General features: G+C 40.4%; 21 protein-coding genes and 1 tRNA gene. 10 read left to right on the top strand and 12 right to left on the bottom strand.

Annotated features, from left to right (window positions below; all coding sequences use genetic code 11):
• Positions 1-51: 51 nt before the first annotated feature.
• Complete coding sequence (locus tag AC3KVK_RS14585) at positions 52-774, bottom strand: glycerophosphodiester phosphodiesterase (protein WP_490311739.1); 723 nt, start codon at positions 772-774, stop codon at positions 52-54.
• Positions 771-1,637, bottom strand: a complete 867-nt coding sequence (locus AC3KVK_RS14580; RefSeq protein WP_490311740.1) for a DMT family transporter — start codon at positions 1,635-1,637, stop codon at positions 771-773. The genes AC3KVK_RS14585 and AC3KVK_RS14580 overlap by 4 nt, the downstream gene beginning before the upstream one ends.
• Before the next feature lie 159 nt (positions 1,638-1,796).
• On the opposite strand from AC3KVK_RS14580, the gene AC3KVK_RS14575 reads away from it, so the two are divergent.
• From AC3KVK_RS14575 to AC3KVK_RS14565, 3 genes are all read left to right on the top strand, one after another.
• Positions 1,797-2,126 (top strand): DMT family transporter, encoded by a 330-nt coding sequence (locus AC3KVK_RS14575; protein ID WP_490311741.1) that lies wholly within the window; start codon positions 1,797-1,799, stop codon positions 2,124-2,126.
• 88 nt (positions 2,127-2,214) lie between these two features.
• Positions 2,215-3,312 carry a sensor histidine kinase gene (locus AC3KVK_RS14570; protein WP_490311742.1) on the top strand — a complete coding sequence of 366 codons (1,098 nt, stop codon included), beginning with the start codon at positions 2,215-2,217 and terminating at the stop codon, positions 3,310-3,312.
• Positions 3,305-3,907: a response regulator transcription factor gene (locus tag AC3KVK_RS14565; protein WP_490311743.1), complete on the top strand. Its 603-nt coding sequence runs from the start codon at positions 3,305-3,307 to the stop codon at positions 3,905-3,907. The genes AC3KVK_RS14570 and AC3KVK_RS14565 overlap by 8 nt, the downstream gene beginning before the upstream one ends.
• Positions 3,908-4,009: 102 nt before the next feature.
• Here AC3KVK_RS14565 and AC3KVK_RS14560 read toward each other — a convergent pair.
• Positions 4,010-4,085 (bottom strand) — tRNA-Ala (locus AC3KVK_RS14560).
• Positions 4,086-4,502: 417 nt separating this feature from the next.
• Here AC3KVK_RS14560 and AC3KVK_RS14555 point away from each other — a divergent pair.
• A complete protein-coding gene (locus AC3KVK_RS14555; RefSeq protein WP_490311744.1) occupies positions 4,503-4,706 on the top strand; it encodes a hypothetical protein in 204 nt (67 codons plus the stop codon).
• A gap of 10 nt (positions 4,707-4,716) precedes the next feature.
• Positions 4,717-5,220 carry a YbaK/EbsC family protein gene (locus AC3KVK_RS14550; protein WP_490311745.1) on the top strand — a complete coding sequence of 168 codons (504 nt, stop codon included), beginning with the start codon at positions 4,717-4,719 and terminating at the stop codon, positions 5,218-5,220.
• On the opposite strand, the gene AC3KVK_RS14545 is transcribed toward AC3KVK_RS14550, so the two are convergent.
• Positions 5,178-6,320 carry an MFS transporter gene (locus AC3KVK_RS14545; RefSeq protein ID WP_490311746.1) on the bottom strand — a complete coding sequence of 381 codons (1,143 nt, stop codon included), beginning with the start codon at positions 6,318-6,320 and terminating at the stop codon, positions 5,178-5,180. The genes AC3KVK_RS14550 and AC3KVK_RS14545 overlap by 43 nt on opposite strands.
• Positions 6,321-6,491: 171 nt before the next feature.
• Between AC3KVK_RS14545 and AC3KVK_RS14540 the strand changes: the two genes are divergently transcribed.
• The 4 genes from AC3KVK_RS14540 (at position 6,492) to AC3KVK_RS14525 (ending at position 9,728) form a co-directional block, all read left to right on the top strand.
• Entirely contained in the window at positions 6,492-7,028 is a 537-nt protein-coding gene (locus AC3KVK_RS14540; protein WP_490311747.1) for a DUF2058 domain-containing protein, read from the top strand.
• A 220-nt stretch (positions 7,029-7,248) separates the two neighbouring features.
• Positions 7,249-7,572 (top strand): c-type cytochrome, encoded by a 324-nt coding sequence (locus AC3KVK_RS14535; RefSeq protein WP_490311748.1) that lies wholly within the window; start codon positions 7,249-7,251, stop codon positions 7,570-7,572.
• Between the two features lie 163 nt (positions 7,573-7,735).
• Positions 7,736-8,503 (top strand): class II aldolase/adducin family protein, encoded by a 768-nt coding sequence (locus tag AC3KVK_RS14530; RefSeq protein WP_490311749.1) that lies wholly within the window; start codon positions 7,736-7,738, stop codon positions 8,501-8,503.
• Positions 8,504-8,552: 49 nt separating this feature from the next.
• Positions 8,553-9,728 carry a mandelate racemase/muconate lactonizing enzyme family protein gene (locus AC3KVK_RS14525; protein ID WP_490311750.1) on the top strand — a complete coding sequence of 392 codons (1,176 nt, stop codon included), beginning with the start codon at positions 8,553-8,555 and terminating at the stop codon, positions 9,726-9,728.
• Between the two features lie 41 nt (positions 9,729-9,769).
• Here the strand turns inward: AC3KVK_RS14525 and AC3KVK_RS14520 are convergent, their stop codons facing one another.
• The 8 genes from AC3KVK_RS14520 to AC3KVK_RS14485 all read right to left on the bottom strand — a co-directional run bounded on the left by AC3KVK_RS14520 (position 9,770) and on the right by AC3KVK_RS14485 (position 15,537).
• Positions 9,770-10,630 carry an amidohydrolase family protein gene (locus tag AC3KVK_RS14520; protein ID WP_490311751.1) on the bottom strand — a complete coding sequence of 287 codons (861 nt, stop codon included), beginning with the start codon at positions 10,628-10,630 and terminating at the stop codon, positions 9,770-9,772.
• Between the two features lie 13 nt (positions 10,631-10,643).
• A complete protein-coding gene (locus tag AC3KVK_RS14515; protein WP_490311752.1) occupies positions 10,644-11,372 on the bottom strand; it encodes an SDR family NAD(P)-dependent oxidoreductase in 729 nt (242 codons plus the stop codon).
• 62 nt (positions 11,373-11,434) lie between these two features.
• Positions 11,435-11,914, bottom strand: a complete 480-nt coding sequence (locus AC3KVK_RS14510) for an FKBP-type peptidyl-prolyl cis-trans isomerase (RefSeq protein WP_490311753.1) — start codon at positions 11,912-11,914, stop codon at positions 11,435-11,437.
• 61 nt (positions 11,915-11,975) lie between these two features.
• Positions 11,976-13,505, bottom strand: coding sequence for a LysM peptidoglycan-binding domain-containing protein (locus tag AC3KVK_RS14505; protein ID WP_490311754.1), 1,530 nt, complete (start codon positions 13,503-13,505; stop codon positions 11,976-11,978).
• A 93-nt stretch (positions 13,506-13,598) separates the two neighbouring features.
• Entirely contained in the window at positions 13,599-14,624 is a 1,026-nt protein-coding gene (locus AC3KVK_RS14500) for an MBL fold metallo-hydrolase (RefSeq protein WP_490311755.1), read from the bottom strand.
• A gap of 4 nt (positions 14,625-14,628) precedes the next feature.
• Complete coding sequence (locus tag AC3KVK_RS14495; RefSeq protein ID WP_490311756.1) at positions 14,629-14,901, bottom strand: hypothetical protein; 273 nt, start codon at positions 14,899-14,901, stop codon at positions 14,629-14,631.
• Between the two features lie 121 nt (positions 14,902-15,022).
• The gene (locus AC3KVK_RS14490; RefSeq protein ID WP_490311757.1) at positions 15,023-15,307 is read right to left on the bottom strand and encodes a cell division protein ZapA; all 285 of its coding nucleotides are present in this window, start codon (positions 15,305-15,307) and stop codon (positions 15,023-15,025) included.
• The gene (locus tag AC3KVK_RS14485; protein WP_490311758.1) at positions 15,307-15,537 is read right to left on the bottom strand and encodes a DUF904 domain-containing protein; all 231 of its coding nucleotides are present in this window, start codon (positions 15,535-15,537) and stop codon (positions 15,307-15,309) included. Before AC3KVK_RS14485 ends, AC3KVK_RS14490 begins: the two co-directional genes overlap by 1 nt.
• A 286-nt stretch (positions 15,538-15,823) precedes the next feature.
• Between AC3KVK_RS14485 and AC3KVK_RS14480 the strand changes: the two genes are divergently transcribed.
• Positions 15,824-16,666: a 23S rRNA (adenine(2030)-N(6))-methyltransferase RlmJ gene (locus AC3KVK_RS14480; RefSeq protein ID WP_490311759.1), complete on the top strand. Its 843-nt coding sequence runs from the start codon at positions 15,824-15,826 to the stop codon at positions 16,664-16,666.
• Positions 16,667-16,835 lie beyond the last annotated feature (169 nt).

Raw genomic sequence — 16,835 nt, 5'->3', positions numbered from 1 at the left:
AATAAGGTAACCCTCTTTATTTTGAAGGTTTTAATGCATTGAGTTTAAGTATTAGCCATGCTTAGTATTATTCAAGTTAGTGAGTTCAATAAATGATTTAGTCTTGCTGGGGAAATTACTGAATATGCCATCAATCCCTAATTGGTACATACGTTTTACATCGTCATACTTATCAACCGTGTATGCGTAAATCGCAAGGCCTCGCTGGTGGGCATCTGCAACAAATTCTGCATTCACAAAATCTTTATCGACATGGACACTATATGCATCTAATTCACTGGCAAACTGAGCATAACCTAGAGGGAGCGAGCTGGTGAGGGCGCCTATTTTTACCCAAGGTAGTTGTTGCTTAATTTCTTTCAAGTGGTGGTGATTAAATGAGGACACCAGTAAATTTTCTTGGCTAACTAATTGAGCATCAACAGCAGCCAATAATTTATTAACTAATACATCTAAATGAAACGTATTTTTTAGTTCTAAATTCAGTATGACTTGGTTTTGAGTGCATTTTATAAAATCATCTAAGGTTGGTACTTGTTGCCCTAAACCTGCATCGAGACTCTTGATTGCTTTTAGAGAGCTATCACTCACTCTACCGGTGCCATTGGTGGTTCGATCAAGCCATGCATCATGGATAATGACATAATCATCGAGGCAACTTTGAACGTCAACTTCAATGCCACAGACACCAATTTCAAGGGCGCGGCGAAATGCGCTTAGCGTGTTTTCAGGGTGATTGCCACTTGCACCACGGTGAGCGAACACTTTCATCATCTTCTTTTATTCCTAGAGACTGACCACGTTTCATAAAATGCAGCGCTGATAACTAATATGCCCCCGACAATTGTCTGCCAATTAGCTTGCTCTTTGAGGATTAAGAAGGCGAGCACGCTACCGTATAGGGGTTGTAAGCAAGAAATTAGCCCTGCGGTTGTGGCAGACAAGTTTTGAAGGCTAGCAGCAAATAATGAGTGCGGCGCGGCGGTAAATACGATGCCGACAAGCATTAAGAGTAGCCAGTCATAGTTCGTAACATCACTTGGCGGCACTTCAACAAATAAGCAAAGCATCAAACAGGCCACTAACGTTTGGTAAAGCATAGTATGAGGACCTGAATATTGAGAAAAATAGTTTTTATGTAAGATGTTACGTGTGGCAAAAAAGAATGCGGAAATGACGCCAAGCATAATACCAAAAGTAACATCGTTGCCTAAATCAGCACTGGGGATAAGCAAATAAATACCGACAATCACAACCGCAGCGCTTAATAAATCACTTAGCCGAGGAGTCGATTTATTTACTAATGGTTCTAAAAAAACAGTAATAACAGGGTAACTAAAAAAGGCAATCACCCCCACAGTCACACCAGCTAACTGCATCCCTCCAAAGTAAGTGATCCAATGTAAGCCAATGATAATTCCAAGTAAAATAGCGATGCCATAGTCTGACGATGAATTGAGCTTGATTCTTTTTTTGGTGAGCCACATTAAAAGCATTAGGCTCACGCTCGCGATAGCCGTGCGATAAACCGTAATATCAATTGCGGGTAAGTTAATGAGTTTGGCGAATAGGGCAGTGCCACCAAATAAAAAAACGGCAATATGTAAAAAAAGTAAGCTTTGCTGTTGAGCGTGCATGTTAGCTATCTAATTGAAGTCGTTGATATCATCTTATCATCTAGTTAGCTGAACCCAAGCTGTTTTATGACATTTGTCAGTACAATATGATGACAGTTATGACTAACAAGAACTGCTATGAGTACTGATAATCATCTTACTTAGTTAAGGAGAGTTAAGATGAATCAAATCGCGTGGGTGTGTTTGTTAATTGCGGGTCTATTGGAAATTGTTTGGGTTATCGCTATGAAGTACTCCGATGGATTTAGCAAGCTTGGGCCATCTGTTGTCACGTTTGGCGCCATGTGGTTGAGTTTTGCGTTTCTATCTTATGCACTGAAAACTCTTCCGCTAGGAATAAGTTATGCGATTTGGGTAGGAGTCGGTGCGGTAGGGGTTGCTATCGTTAGTTTTACTTGGTTTAAAGAGGCGATGACATTCGGTCAGGTTATATGTATCGCCTTGATCATTATTGGGATTACTGGTTTGAAGCTAATGAGTAAAAGTTAATAGCTGGTATATGTGGTGCTGTGGTATTTTTATGTGAGGCAGAGATTTTGTTTTAACTTTCTGCAATATATAGGATGAGTAACTGACTATGCAAAATTTCAATCAAAGCTTAGCCGATGATGGAAACCCTTACTGGTATTGGGGTTCATTGGTTTTTTCTTGTTTTTATTTTTTGCCTTTAGCATTCAACTGGTCGCACTTTGATGCAATCGGGCTCGCCTTAAATATTGTTATTTACTGTTTTTTCTTAGGTTTTTATAGTTGGGGCGTATACTGTCGCGGTACGAAAGCGTCTATTCCCATCGTGGGAATTCTTATGGTATCTGTTTTTGGGTCGGTGGTGACACCAGGTACACAATCCTTCTTTGGATTCGCGGCTTATTTTTGCGGGTTTAACTTTAGTAAACGCCATGCTTGGCAAGGTCTTGTTGGTGTAGTACTGAGTATTATCGCTGCGGCAAATTTATTTATCATTAATGATACTCCTTTCCTTCTTTCGTCCTTGCTTGTGAGCATTGGTTTATTCTTTTTTGGTATGACTGAGCGGCAAACTCGGATCCATAAGTTAAAAGAGGCTCAGAGTGAATCGCAAATTGAACAATTAGCCGCCATTGCAGAACGAGAACGCATAGCACGTGATTTACATGATTTGCTCGGCCACTCTTTGTCTTCTATAGCATTAAAAGCCGAGTTAGCTGGAAAGTTTTGCCAAGCTAATAAGTTCGATTTGGCACAAACTGAAATAAATGCCGTAGCTGAACTATCACGCCAAGTACTCAGTGAGGTTAGGCAGGCTGTTTCTGGGCTGAAGCTCACAGGTTTAAATGATGAATTGCACAAGCTGCGCCTGCAATTAGAAAGTGAAGGTTTTGCGGTTGAGGTTACTACCAAAGGGGTTCTTCGCGATGCTAAATTAGAATCGGGCTTGATTCTGATTTTAAGGGAAGCAGTGACGAATATTTTGCGTCATAGCAATGGTCATACCGTCACGATTAATGTTGAAAGCAAAAATAATGAAGTAAATGTATCGATTGCTGATGATGGTATCGTAGAAGAATTCATTAGAGGTAATGGGCTAAAAGGCATTGAAGAACGCTGTCAGCAATTTTTTGGCCGTGTTGAAATTAACACTGTTAATGGGATGACGTTGATGATGAGCTTAAAACAAGGAGCACGCAGTGATTAAGGTGTTAGTTGTCGAAGATCAGGCTTTGGTTCGAGGTGCAATCAGTGCATTACTCGGGTTGGATGAGACAATTACAGTCGTTGGAGAAGCCGAAAATGGCTTGGATGCGCTGATAAAAATTGAAACGTTACAGCCAGATCTTGTTTTAACGGATATAGAAATGCCCAAATGCACGGGCATCGAACTGGTTGAAAAGTTGGCCCACTCTCATCCGGATTTAAATACCATAATAATGACGACTTTTGCTCGAGCTGGATATATTCGCCGAGCATTGGGGGCGGGCGTTAAAGGTTTTGTGCTTAAAGAAGCGCCCAGTGAGTATTTAATTGAGGCGATAAAAAAGGTAATGAAAGGGCATAAGGTTATCGATCCTGAGTTAGCCATAAATGCATTGGATGATCGTGATCCACTGACAGAAAAAGAGCGTAAGGCATTAAAATTGGCCGCAGATGGATTAAAAACAGCTGAAATTGCCGCTCAGTTGTATTTATCTGAAGGGACTGTTCGTAATTATTTATCTGAAGCTATTTCTAAACTTAATGCGACTAATCGCGTAGATGCTGCGCGTATTGCAAGGCAAAAAGGCTGGCTTTAAACACAGAAAATCAACTTGCATATGCGAAGTTATTTTTAACGAAAGCGTGTAATCAAAGAGAATAAATAAGGTTGGATATTTTACTATAGATAAGAAAGAAAGTGGTGGAGCTAAGCAGGATCGAACTGCTGACCTCCTGCGTGCAAGGCAGGCGCTCTCCCAGCTGAGCTATAGCCCCACATTTCCTTCTTTCGAGCGTTGCTCGAAATCGGGGTGAATAATAATGACGTTTATAAAAACCGTCAAGCCGTTTTTAATCCAAATAAGTAAAAAATATTAAAATAACGTTTGTTCGCTGTTTTTATGTACAAAGTTATGCAGTTCTCAGGGCAAAGCAAGCTATGACTGATAACATGTGGTAGGATTTTGCAATATTACAAGGATATCTAAGCGTCGAGAGGGATGGGTTATCAAATATTTTATTATTTTTCTCAGTGTTTTATTAACTGCCTGCGTTAATAACGTAGAGCCTGAACCTTTTATAATTAAAAATCAGAAGTTTGCTTCAGCGACCAGTGAATCGGGTGACAAACTTTTTTCGTTTTTGGTGTCGGTTAAGCCAACGTCAAGTGAGCTGATTAAGTTTGATAAAGACATGACCCGCAGCCAATACAAAAAAATGATGAGTCGAGATGTGTTTGATGATTCGCCTGAGCTAAAAATGCAGCTGGAAGATGAAGCTGTTCTCTTACTCGAAAAAGAATTGAAAACGCAAAAGTACTGTGAGGCAAAGCATACGATTGAGGAAGTGTTGTGGCGAGAATATAGTGTTCGCTTAAGTGGCCGCTGTTTAAAGTAATATCATTGATATGCAGCCTATCGATCTAGAATCTTTCTTTGAACAGCAGCAATTTTATTGCGAAAAAATAGTTCACCCGCCGTTAGCTGATTGTAAGCAAGCTGATGTTTTAGCGTTGAACCGCCCCGGAACTCGATTAAAGAATTTGTTTTTGCGTGATAACTATGGTCGTGAGCACTTTTTACTTATTACGCGCCCAGACAAACAAGTTGATTTGAAAAAGCTGTCGAAGCAAATAGATCAATCACGACTTGGTTTTGCTTCAGCTGAACGTTTATGGCGCCATTTAGGTGTTGAACCTGGGTGTGTATCGATGCTGGCGGTGTTGAATAATTCGAGCAAGTCGGTAATTGTATTGCTCGATACTGAGATTTGGCACAATAATGACTTATTTCAGTGTCATCCTTTTGTGAATGACCGAACTTGGATTGTCGCGAAATTGCAGTTAGAGCAAATTTTTACGCTTACAGGTCATGTAGTTGAGGAAATTTCTGTGCCTGAGCGTGCACTGTAAATCAAACACCCTCCAATCATACAAATAAACATAATAGCGAGTAAGAAATAGTTCCCTCCCCAATGCTGATATATTAACCCAGGCAAATAAGAGCCTAACGCTCCCCCACTGTAATAAAAAGAAACATAGACGCCATTCGTAACACTTGGGCTGGCGCGACTTATTTTATTTATTAACGGTGCTGCCGTGGAATGAATGATAAACATTGCACCGCAAAAGAAGGTAAATGCAAACATAAAGCTTATAAAATGAGCCGGAACCATTAATAAAATTGAAAAACTATAAAAGATAAAAACACCGGTTAAGAGCTTAAAAGTATTTGTACTGATCTTGACTAGCCAAGGGCTTAATAAAGAGGCGAGTGCGCCAAGCAAGTAACCAATGTAAACGAAGCCAATTTGCTGCGTACTTTGAATATTAAAATTATCCCTAAGTATAAAAGGTAGATAATTTAACATAGCGGTGAAGCAAAAAAACATACAAAAAACCGCGCTGTAAGTTTTTAGCATTATTGAGTTATTAATGTCTTTTAAGTGGGCTAAAATGGAACTTGTTGCCTGTATTTTAGGTTGTTTACTCATGCCCGTACATCCCGCGAGCGCCAGTAATGAAAAAGCAATGACGGTATAAAAATCCTGCCAGGTAAAAAATTCAGCGAAGCTGGCTGAAATGACTCGGCCAAAAAAACCACCTGCAATGGTGCTGGCAATATACATGCCCATTTTTTTTTGCAACTCATAGCCTTTGTAGCGGGAAGCGATATAGGTTGTCATGGATGTCAAAGCTGCGGGAAGTATTAACCCTTGGCAAACACGAATAATAAATAAATGATTAAATTCAGTAATAAACGGGATGAATAGGCAGCTTAAACCCAAGCCAATCATACTGAGTTTGAGTATCTTTAATGGGTTTTCTTTGGCAAGTAAAACACCATAAAATAATGGTGCAATCGCCAGTGGTATCATGGTGGCGGTCATTAAGCTGCCAGCAGATGCCGCTGATACTTTAAATTGCTCACTTAATAACGGCATAAGAGGCTGCGGAGCATACAAAACAAAAAATATAACCACAGAACTAATTAATAACTGATAAAACGGCATAGCAGCCCATTTGATACATTGAAAGTGAAGGTTTTTGCCATTATGCCTCGAGATTTGTTCTTTAGGTTGGATTTTGATCAGTATTTTATGAAAAATCGCCGATATAAAGCTGTTCATTCGCATAGAGCATTATTAAAATAAACGTCATTAAGATGTTGATGAGAGACGGTTATGGGTTCATTACAAGATCAGCTACTAAAATCAGGTCTGACGACTGAGCATAAAATGAAAGTAGCTAAAACTGAAAAACGCAAACAGCAAAAAAAGAAGAAAAAAGGGGCAACTAGCAACCCTTCAGAGCTAGAAAAACACATTCAAAAAACACGTCAAGAGCAGCAGCAAAAAGCGGAAGAACTCAATAAAGCGAAGTTAGCCGAGCAAAAAGATAAAGAGCAAATAGCTCGTGTGAAGCAAATTTTGCAGCGTAATAATCAAGACAGTATTCGCGGAGAAGTGACTTTTAATTTTACCTACTTAAATAAAATTAAAGAGTTAGATGTCAATGCGGTTACTCAAAAGGCTTTGGCGGGTGGCCGTTTAGCAATTTGTGTTTTTGAAGACAAGTTTTATGTGCTAGAAGATGAACCAGCGCGTAAAATTGCTGAAGTTGATGAGAAATACATTGTGTTCCATGTCACCGAAAACGAAGAAAAAAATCAAGATGATCCGTATGCTGATTTTGAAGTACCAGACGATCTTATTTGGTAGTGAGCTGTATTAAGAGGGGGAGTTAAACCAGGCTCCCTGTGCTTTGGTAGTACTTATGATTGATGGGCGTTTTATATCGTTTTTCTATACCAATAGAAGCGTCTTCACATGTTAAGTTGGTATTTTTTGTATAGTTTTATTATCTATGCTTAACTGTGTTTTAAGTATTGGACTACACTCTAATACATCATATTTCCGTCAAACAGAAGAGTAAAAAGCAATGAAAAAAATGACAAAAATTTTAGCGGGTACAGCTTTTTCCTTAGCTGGTTTAGTGTCGCAATCTGCTGTTGCAGCAGATGGTGCCGCGCTATACACATCTAAAGGTTGTATGGCTTGTCATGGTGCTGATGGTAAAGCACCAATTATGCCTTTGTATCCAAAACTAAATGGCCAAAATAAAGAGTATTTAGCTGCGCAAATGAAAGATATTAAATCAGGTGCGCGTGCTAATGGCATGTCTATAGCGATGAAAGCCATGGTTGCTAATGTCTCAGATGACGAGATTGATGCAATTGCAGCGTATTTGGCTGCAGTAAAATAAACGCTCACACCATAAGTATATATAAAGCCGCAATTGCGGCTTTTTTATTGTCGAAGATCATTGAATCCACACATTTCTTAATTTAGACTTCTACACTTCTATTTAAGGTTTAGCAATCACGTTATAATCCTTACAAGAATAATCAGCAGAACGAGAACAATTTATGTTTGAATTACCTGAATTTAGTTTAAAAAACAAAGTGTCAGAACAAGAGTGGCAGTTGCGTGTTGATTTGGCTGCTTGTTATCGTTTGGTAGAACATTTTGGTTGGGGTGATTTAATTTATACGCATTTATCAGCTAGGTTGCCGAGCACAGATCATTATTTAGTGAATGCATTTGGGTTATCATTTGATGAAATTACGGCCTCAAATTTAGTCAAAGTTGATTTAGCTGGCAATGTAGTCGATGAGTCTCCGTATACGATTAATCCTGCTGGATTTACCATTCATAGTGCGATACATGAAGTGCGAGAAGATGCACATTGCGTCATTCATCTACATACCAAAGAGACCATCGCGGTTGCAACATTAAAAGAAGGGCTACAGCCTTATAGTCAGTACTCGATGTTTTCGCTTTCATCACTTGCTTATCATGATTATGAAGGATTGGCGGTGAATGATGAGGAGCGTAAACGTTTGCAAGATGATTTAGCTGATAATAATCACATGCTGTTAGTGAATCATGGTGGCTTAACGGTTGGGCCGACTATTGGCGATGCGTTCATGCGTTTTTATGATTTACAAAAAGCCTGTGAAGTACAATTGTTATTGCAATCGACCGGTCAAGAAGCAACTCGTGTTCCAGAGCCTATATTAGATAATATCTATAAACAGGCCAAAGTCGTTCATAGTGGCACGACCGGAGGCCAAAAAGCTTGGCCAGCTATGCTCAGAAAAGCATACCGTTTAGATCCGAGCTTTGTTGCTTAGTTAAATGACTCAAAGCCTTATTTTTTAAATATCACCAATTGGAGTTGATATGAAAGTTAATCGCGTCGAAGTGTTTGATATCCATTGCCCAGATCGCCCTGCATGGACCCCTGTATTTGTTCGTATTCATACTGATGAAGGTATATCAGGTGTCGGTGAAGCAGGCTTAGCCTATGACTTAGGTCATAGTGCCGCTGCTGCAATGATTAAAGAAATGGCAGATGCCTTTTTAATTGGTCATGACCCATTTCAAACTGAAAAGTTATGGTCGCGTATGTTGCGTGAAAGCTTCTGGGGGTTAGGCGGTGGGCCGGTGGTGTACGCTGCGATGAGTGCGATTGATACCGCTTTGTGGGATATCAAAGGTAAAGCGTTGGGTTTACCTGTGTATCAACTACTAGGCGGCAAAGTTAATGATAAACTGCGTACGTATGCTTCGCAGCTTCAATTTGACTGGGATGACGAATTTAAAGCTTTGGTTCAACCGCAAGAATATGCTGAAGCAGCGTTAAAGGCGATTGCGCAAGGGTACGATGCCGTTAAAGTTGATCCGATCCAATATGATAAACACGGAAATACTTATTACGATCGTACTAATATTATTTCTCGAGCAGAAATGAAGCTATATCGTGCCCGTATGCAAGCTATCCGCGAAGCGGTTGGAGATGAAGTCGACATTATTTTCGAATGCCATAGCTTACCTGGTGCAACCTCAGCGATTCAAATAGGTGAAATTGCCGAAGAATTTGATTGTATGTATTACGAAGAGCCGGTGAATTATTTGAACCATTCTTTGCATGCCAAAGTCGCCGATAAAGTTGCGGTACCGATTGCGGGTGGCGAACGTTTATATAACCGTTGGGGCGTACGTCCATACTTAGAAGATCAGAGTATCGATGTTTTACAACCAGACTTAGGTTTGTGTGGTGGTTTTACAGAAACGAAAAAGGTATGTGACTACGCTGATATTTTTGATGTGCGTATTCAGGCGCATGTTTGTGGTGGACCTGTCGCAACAGCGGCCTCACTGCATTTAGAAACAGCCATACCAAACTTTTTGATTCATGAGCATCACACTTATGCCATTAAAAAGTGGAATAGAGAGCTATGCCTACAAGATCCACAGCCGAAAAATGGCTTCTTTGAAGTATCGGAAGAACCAGGCATTGGGATTGAGCTGAACGACGAAGTCGTCATGCGCTCTCAGCGCGTAGAAATTAAGTAAAGATTTCACTTTGTAAAAGCCAAACCTAGCGTTTGGCTTTTTTATGCTAGTTGGTAAAGACGCTGCGCATTACGGTAGCTCATCAAAGCCCATGCGTGATCAGGTAAGGTTAGTTCAGAGTAAAGTTGCCATAGTTGCTGGTAAGATTGACTCAATAAACAAAGTGGAAAGTTACTGGCAAACATCAGTTTTTCACTATCCATAGTTTGTAGTAGTGCATTGGTGACCGTTTGCACCCATGCTGGCATAAATTGCCTTTGTGCCATCTCAAAGCCACTGATTTTTATCCATAGATTATCGAGCTCTTTTAGAGAAACAATTGCTATTTGCCATGATGTAAAAGAATCAGGTGTCACTAAGCCACAGTGATTTATGACACATTGCAGTTTTGGCAGTGCGACGCAATAAGCGTGTAACTTTTGTGTCGTTGCTAAATTCGCTATTTCAAATTGTGCTTCAAAGATCAGTCTTTCTTGCGCTAACAGTGTTAAGTTTGTCAGTACATTCGGATGATGTAGCCTTATTGCTTCATTACCCTCGGTAATATCGCGGATCCCTATAAAATTATCATGTGCTTTGTAGCGTGTGATTTTTTCGTTAAATAAAGCGGGCGCAAGAGTGATATCGAGATAGGCGATGGCTTTATGAGAAAAGCATTTGACTGTATCGCTCAAAAAAGTGAGTTCACGTTCCGGGTGTTCGTTATCAAACCCAGCTTCAATATGCACTACGCCGGCTATTCGTAATGCAGGGCCTAAAGTGAGATTGATATCAGACACGTTTTTTTGAATGAGGTGTTTATCAGGCCAAAAAGGTGGATGTGTGCTTTTTAGCCAATGATAGTCACCCTGCTCAAGTGCAAAAAAATGCACGTGAGGATCAATGATATATTGATAATCCATTTTTTTGGGTTGCTTATTGTGCGGTATATCCACCATCGATCACCTGTAAACTGCCTGTGATAAAACTCGCTTCATCAGAGGCCAAAAAGGCAACTAAGTTAGCAACTTCTTGAGGTTGACCTAGGCGACCTAATGGTTGCAGAGCCGCTTCTTCTTGGTGAACTTTAGTTTTATCTGCACCTGAACGAGCACAGTATTTATCAATGGCATTATGATATAGCGGTGTTTCTATCGTGCCAGGGCAAACGGCATTGGCGCGAATATTAAACGCGGCATAATCTAGCGCTGTAGTTTTTGCTATGGAAGCTAATGCTGATTTTGATAAGTTATAAGCAAAGGAGTTTGATTTAGCGATGAGAGCTTGATCAGAGGAAATTAAAATGATGCTGCCGGAGCCTTGTTGCTTCATTGTTGGTAGGCACGCTTTAATTGCAGCGTAAGCACCTTTAACGTTAAGGGCAAAAACACGATCTAATTCTTCTTCGCTGGTATTTTCTATATTGGCACTCATATGAATACCGGCATTAGAGACTAAGCAGTCAATTCGCCCAGTCTGAGCGACAATTTGCTGAATACTGCACTCAACTTGCGTCATATCACTGACATCACAGTGGATAAATTGACCAGAATGACTCGCACTGATATCTAGATTGAATACCTGAAAGTGTTTAGCCAGTAGGGTTTCGACAATGGCAAGGCCTATTCCTTTGGAACCGCCTGTAACAACCGCGACTTTTTTCATTTTTTTTCTCTGCAGTAAGACTTAAGCCAGCATACACGATACTGGCTCCAAGAATGCGGAATCTAGTGCCCACATCCACCTTTACCATGCACGTGACCATGGCTTAGTTCTTCCTCAGTTGCTTCACGTACTGATGCAATTTCAACTGCAAAAGTCAGTGTTTTTCCTGCAAAAGGATGATTTAAATCGCAATCAGCATTAAAGCGACCTACTTTAACGATGGTCACTTGGTGGCGACCTTGATTAGATTCGACGAGCGCAGTCATTCCTGGCTTCCATACTTTTGCACCTTGGAGATGCTTAAGAGGGATGCGCTGGATTGCATCGTCACGGCGCTCGCCATACGACTCCTCAGGGCTAAGGGTCACTTCAAATTTATCACCGACTGATTTACCTTCAATAGCACTTTCTAGGCCAGGAAGCATCGCACCATGGCCATGTAAGTAAGTTAAAGGTTCGGATTGCGTACTGCTTTCAATTTCTTGACCGGCTTCGCTTAGGGTGTAATGAAATTCGACTACCGAATTTTTGCTAATAGACATATTAATTCTCTTCGTTGGACAGGAGCGTAGTGTACAAGAAAGCCCAAAAATAACGAAGTCTCTAGCTTGGATTTATGCTGGTTACCTTTTGTAATAATAATGTTGGGTCAGTCAGGAGGCTTTTTTGTGTTGGCGGTTCAGGCGGTGAACTTAAAGGTGATTGCTCTAGCCAAATAGTGAGTGTCTTGCCTAGCTTTAATGCGGCTTGGCTATTGAGCTGATTCCATTCTGCAAGTTCTCGATGATTGACATTATATAAGCGGCTTATTTTCCAGAGGGTATCCCCGGGCTTAACGGTGTAGTTAACACTGACTTTGATCTTTTCTGGTGGGGCGCTTCTCATTATAAACGGACTAATCTGATAGTTGATCGTCAGTGGAATGGGTTCTAAGGCTGGAAGCTTTAACGTTTGACCTATTTTGATTACGTCAGAGTTGAGTTGGTTAAGCTCTTTAAGTTGCTCAATGGTCGTATTAAACCGCTTTGCGAGTTGATAGAGCGAGTCTTTTTTCTGCACTTGATAATGGTCGATGCCCAATATTTCTGAGTGATGCACGTATCGTTGGTCAAAATAGCGTGCTTTTTCGATGGGGATTTGTAAGGTGTACGGCCCGTTTTCTGCGCTTTTTTCGCCTAAAATGGCGGGATTGAGCTGGTAGAGGGTTTTCATATTTGTTTTAGTCAGTTTCGCGGCGATTAACATATCAAACTGTTGGCCAATATCGACCGTTACTGTGTTTGCTTTATTGGCAATAACAGGCCACTTTTTTGCCCCATCTTTTTTCGCGATTTCGACTAATGCAAATAACCTTGGTACATAGTTCGTGGTTTCTTTTGGTAATTTTAGTGACCAAAAGTCAGTGTTTTTTCGCGCTTTACGATTTTTTTTAATCGCCGCTAAGACACGACTTTCGCCACTATTATAGGCAGCAATGGCCAATAACCAATCGTGATTAAACCTTTTATAGAGGTATTCGAGGTAATCAAGGGCGGCATGGGTGGATAATTGAGTATCTAAACGTCCATCGTACCAAGTCTCACGGTTTAATTTAAAGTGCTTGGCGGTTTCTGGCATCAATTGCCAAATGCCAGCCGCTCCCTCACTGGAATAGGCCTTAGTATTAAAGTCGCTTTCAACAATAGGTAAGAGAGCTAATTCAAGTGGTAGCTTGCGTTGTTCGATTTCTTTAACGATATGATAGAGGAAAGGTTGTGCTCGTTTTGAAATGGTATCCATGTAATTAGGATGCTGACGATACCAATTGATCCGCTTTTTGATTGTGCTGTTACTTGGCACCGTTAATTTGAATTGCATTGTTATGCGCTGCCACAAGTTACTCACCTCATAGGGCCGAACTGTTTTTATTTTTGTTACTTTAGTTCTAGGAGGTTTCGCTGTGTCAGTCGGTGAAGTGACAGCGGGCATTGGCATCTTTGGTGGCACAAGCATAGCAACTCTTTCGGGTTCTAAAGTTGGCTGAGTCGTTGCGAGTGAAGCATCATGAGTCGATTGTGTGCTTTGGCATGCAGCAAGTGAAATTAAACAGAGTACTAAAGTTAGGTTGTGTCGCATTTGTAGCAATTGAGTCATAGGAGAGTACTTCTTTTGGGCATTGCTAGCTTAAGGTTAGTTTAAAACAGGGCAACTTTCCTTTTTGTGTTGATATAAAGTATGAATGAATCGTTAGGTTTTTGTATTCGTCAGACTTTTATGTTGTGAATATGCTTGTTTTAATCCAGCCTCAACAAAAATTTTATAAGCCTTTTCGTCCAAGGGAGTGTTAACGAGCTCTGTGGATGGTACAAATGGAAAGCTGTCTAACATCGTTTGTTCATCGAGATTTTTGTTAACTGCAGCTAAGGCGTGGTCATTTATGGCGTTTAAAAATGATAGGGTTATCTTAAGTTGTTCTTTGGAAGCGCGATCACCGTGACCCGGGATCAGTATTTCGATAGCGGAACTCAGAAGGGTATTGAGGGTTTTAATGGTTTGCTGAACGTTGGCATCACCAAGGTAGGGAAGTAAATCACCAATGTCTGAGGCAAGTAATGTGTGAGAATGCGGTAGATACACCATTAAATCTCCGTCTGTATGCGTCGTTTTTGGCTGGATTTGAATAATTAGCTCACCTAAATCAAGTTGAGTGTCGGTGCTGATCGCAATATCAGGAAGGTTTAGTGTGAGTGTTTGCCAACGTTTTAAGCGTCGTTTAGCTTGTTGTAACTTTTCTTGCCATTCACTTTGGAGTGAGGGCTCAAGGGTTTGTAAGCGCTGCTCATTGAGAGAGATTGATTGTTGGTATGTCGTCAGCTTTTTTTCAAGGGCTGCTTGGTAAACGGAGAAGGTCTCTTTTAGAGTTTGGTGGGTGATCAGTTTTGCAGTTGGGAAAACTTTTTGTAAAACGGCCATGCCTAATAAATGGTCATCGTGATGATGGCTTGCAATTAAGTAACAAACGGGTTGTTTAAAGCTTTGTTTAATCTTTTTGGCCATCATTTCGACTTGATAAAAATCGCCGCTGGCATCGAAAATTGCGAGGCATTGCGTACCTGAGATGATGACTTGATTCGAGTCAAAATACTTGAGTCTCTCTGCTTGTTGCACGAAGACAGTATGGTCATCCAGGGAGTGCCATTGAACATCGGCTGAACTAAGAGAGGAGTTAAGCATCAAAATCACAGCTGTGACTCTTAAAATTAGATGGGCCATAGCGTTATTCAAAAAAATGTAACATGGCAAATGGTGAACTTGCCAGTACGAGTGGCAGTACAATAAAAAGCGCGGCCATGAAAAAGTACAAGGTTAAGCGTTTCGCATCTTGATGTTTCAAGCTCAACAATGAATAACCGAGAAAAATACAGCCCATAATGAGCACGGCACCAAATAGTTGCAACTTACGTAGATTAGCCGCTTCTTTGAAATTAAGTAAGTGGGCAAAAAAAGTGGCATCTTTGAACAAAATGGTCAGTAAAATAATACTGACCATAATGAACTTTATACCTAAGATGCGTTTAGATGAGACCATTGATTAGTAGAGAGAAAGAATAAGTGATTCTTTTTTAAACTAATTGAACAATAATTACCAGTAAATAATCTGCCAGTATTATTTATTTAAGATGATCAGTCAGAGTGCAAACGAGGTTAGCTAAGTGCTGATTGTGTTGTGATAACGCGGTATTAGCGACCATTAATTCATGGCTTAAATTGAGCGCGACCATTAATAAAGCACGCTCATTGTTGCGGATCCCACTACGCTGCTTGATTTCCTCAACTTTATCGTTAAGTAAACTGGCTGCTTGTAAAAGGGCATCTTCTTGGCCTTCAGGGCAAGCAAACTGATGCTGCTGGCCCATTAAGTCAACCACGATACCTTTCGGATCGGTGGCAGACATTAGTTAGCCTGTTGTGCGTTTTGTAGTTTAGTTAACAGGTTTTCTAATGTATGTGCTGCATGCTTTTGCTTTTCATCGCTTTCTAGAGCTTCAAGCTGCATGGTTTCATTCTCATCAATAAGTTGCGTGTTTTGTTGCTTTAGATCCACAACCTGTTGCTTAAGGGTGTTATTTTGCTCGATTAATTGGTTGATCAGTTGTTCGAGTTGGTGAAGAGTGTTGTCTGACATAATGCGCTCTTTAAACTGGTTATAATAAAAGTGCAATTTAATCTAAATAAGCAGCGAATACTACAGCTATTGCCTTTAATCCATGGATTATTAGTCTTTTTTTTGTAACCCAACCTCAACTTGGTTGATTTCATGATAAGAGAGTGGGAGGCGAGTTTTTTTTGGTTGATAATTGCCCTCAGTAATATGCTTATTTTCATTTTAGCCGTCGTTTCTGACATTTATTTGCTATTGTTTTGACCATGTGTTTCACTGCGCAAAATTGATTTTAAGATGGGGTTTGATTGTGCTGAGCTATCGTCATTCTTTTCACGCAGGTAACCCTGCAGATGTCATTAAACATTTGGTTTTGCGGGAGGTGCTTGAGTACTTAACGCAAAAAGATAAGCCATTAGATTATATTGATACGCATTCTGGTGCTGGGTTATATGCACTTGCCTCTGAAGAGGCGCAAAAAACGCAAGAATTTGAGCAAGGCATTGCAAAACTTTGGCATTATCAAGGAGTGAATAAAGCCATTGAAAAGTATGTCGGCTTAATTAAAAACTTTAACTTAGGAGCTGATAGCCTAACATGTTACCCCGGTTCACCTGCGGTGGCAGATGCTGTCTTAAGATCAATCGACAAATCTTGGTTATTTGAGCTTCACCCGCAAGATATTAAACGCCTTGATGAAAACCTTAATCGCAAACGAAATGTGAAAGTAAAATTTGAAGATGGTTTTAAAGGGCTGATTGGATTAGTGCCACCAGCTTCACGTCGTGCTTGTGTTTTAATGGATCCTCCATATGAAATAAAGTCTGATTATGACAAAGTTGTCGATACGATTTTTAAAGCGCATAAACGTTTTTCAAGTGGCACTTACATGATTTGGTATCCGGTTGTACAACGCGAACGAATTGATCGTATGGAGCAACGCCTAGCTGATTCAGGGATCCGTAATATTAGTGTTTTTGAGTTGGCAACCAGCGCCGACAGTGATGAATTTGGTATGACGGCTTCAGGAATGATCGTAGTCAACCCTCCTTGGACACTTAAAAAGACGATGGATGAAGTTTTACCAGAGCTGGTTCAATTGCTCAGTGATGAGGATGGCTTTTATCGTTCAGAGCAGCTCGTAGTTGAGTGACCATTAACGTGGCAAAGTAGCTTCCAGAGCTTGGGGGGAAAATTAACAACTCACTTGACCAATTGAATTTCTATGGTGATTCTGAACTACTTATGGAGTTTCAAGTAGAATTGACATCGTCTAACTATGTCGCAATTCCAAAATAGAGTGAGCTAATTCCTGATCTTAG

This window comes from Pseudoalteromonas sp. J2K-J979, from assembly GCF_058169715.2.
Note: the sequence above shows the minus strand (reverse complement) of the source record. Positions and strands in the feature narration are given on the sequence as shown.

Excerpts from the sequence above, each read along its gene's own strand:
- AC3KVK_RS14585 (WP_490311739.1), bottom strand. The coding sequence starts at position 774 with ATGATGAAAGTGTTCGCTCACCGTGGTGCAAGTGGCAATCACCCTGAA.
- AC3KVK_RS14580 (WP_490311740.1), bottom strand. The coding sequence starts at position 1,637 with ATGCACGCTCAACAGCAAAGCTTACTTTTTTTACATATTGCCGTTTTT.
- AC3KVK_RS14575 (WP_490311741.1), top strand. The coding sequence starts at position 1,797 with ATGAATCAAATCGCGTGGGTGTGTTTGTTAATTGCGGGTCTATTGGAA.
- AC3KVK_RS14570 (WP_490311742.1), top strand. The coding sequence starts at position 2,215 with ATGCAAAATTTCAATCAAAGCTTAGCCGATGATGGAAACCCTTACTGG.
- AC3KVK_RS14555 (WP_490311744.1), top strand. The coding sequence starts at position 4,503 with ATGACCCGCAGCCAATACAAAAAAATGATGAGTCGAGATGTGTTTGAT.
- AC3KVK_RS14550 (WP_490311745.1), top strand. The coding sequence starts at position 4,717 with ATGCAGCCTATCGATCTAGAATCTTTCTTTGAACAGCAGCAATTTTAT.
- AC3KVK_RS14545 (WP_490311746.1), bottom strand. The coding sequence starts at position 6,320 with ATGCCGTTTTATCAGTTATTAATTAGTTCTGTGGTTATATTTTTTGTT.
- AC3KVK_RS14540 (WP_490311747.1), top strand. The coding sequence starts at position 6,492 with ATGGGTTCATTACAAGATCAGCTACTAAAATCAGGTCTGACGACTGAG.
- AC3KVK_RS14535 (WP_490311748.1), top strand. The coding sequence starts at position 7,249 with ATGAAAAAAATGACAAAAATTTTAGCGGGTACAGCTTTTTCCTTAGCT.
- AC3KVK_RS14530 (WP_490311749.1), top strand. The coding sequence starts at position 7,736 with ATGTTTGAATTACCTGAATTTAGTTTAAAAAACAAAGTGTCAGAACAA.
- AC3KVK_RS14525 (WP_490311750.1), top strand. The coding sequence starts at position 8,553 with ATGAAAGTTAATCGCGTCGAAGTGTTTGATATCCATTGCCCAGATCGC.
- AC3KVK_RS14520 (WP_490311751.1), bottom strand. The coding sequence starts at position 10,630 with ATGGATTATCAATATATCATTGATCCTCACGTGCATTTTTTTGCACTT.
- AC3KVK_RS14515 (WP_490311752.1), bottom strand. The coding sequence starts at position 11,372 with ATGAAAAAAGTCGCGGTTGTTACAGGCGGTTCCAAAGGAATAGGCCTT.
- AC3KVK_RS14510 (WP_490311753.1), bottom strand. The coding sequence starts at position 11,914 with ATGTCTATTAGCAAAAATTCGGTAGTCGAATTTCATTACACCCTAAGC.
- AC3KVK_RS14505 (WP_490311754.1), bottom strand. The coding sequence starts at position 13,505 with ATGACTCAATTGCTACAAATGCGACACAACCTAACTTTAGTACTCTGT.
- AC3KVK_RS14500 (WP_490311755.1), bottom strand. The coding sequence starts at position 14,624 with ATGGCCCATCTAATTTTAAGAGTCACAGCTGTGATTTTGATGCTTAAC.
- AC3KVK_RS14495 (WP_490311756.1), bottom strand. The coding sequence starts at position 14,901 with ATGGTCAGTATTATTTTACTGACCATTTTGTTCAAAGATGCCACTTTT.
- AC3KVK_RS14490 (WP_490311757.1), bottom strand. The coding sequence starts at position 15,307 with ATGTCTGCCACCGATCCGAAAGGTATCGTGGTTGACTTAATGGGCCAG.
- AC3KVK_RS14485 (WP_490311758.1), bottom strand. The coding sequence starts at position 15,537 with ATGTCAGACAACACTCTTCACCAACTCGAACAACTGATCAACCAATTA.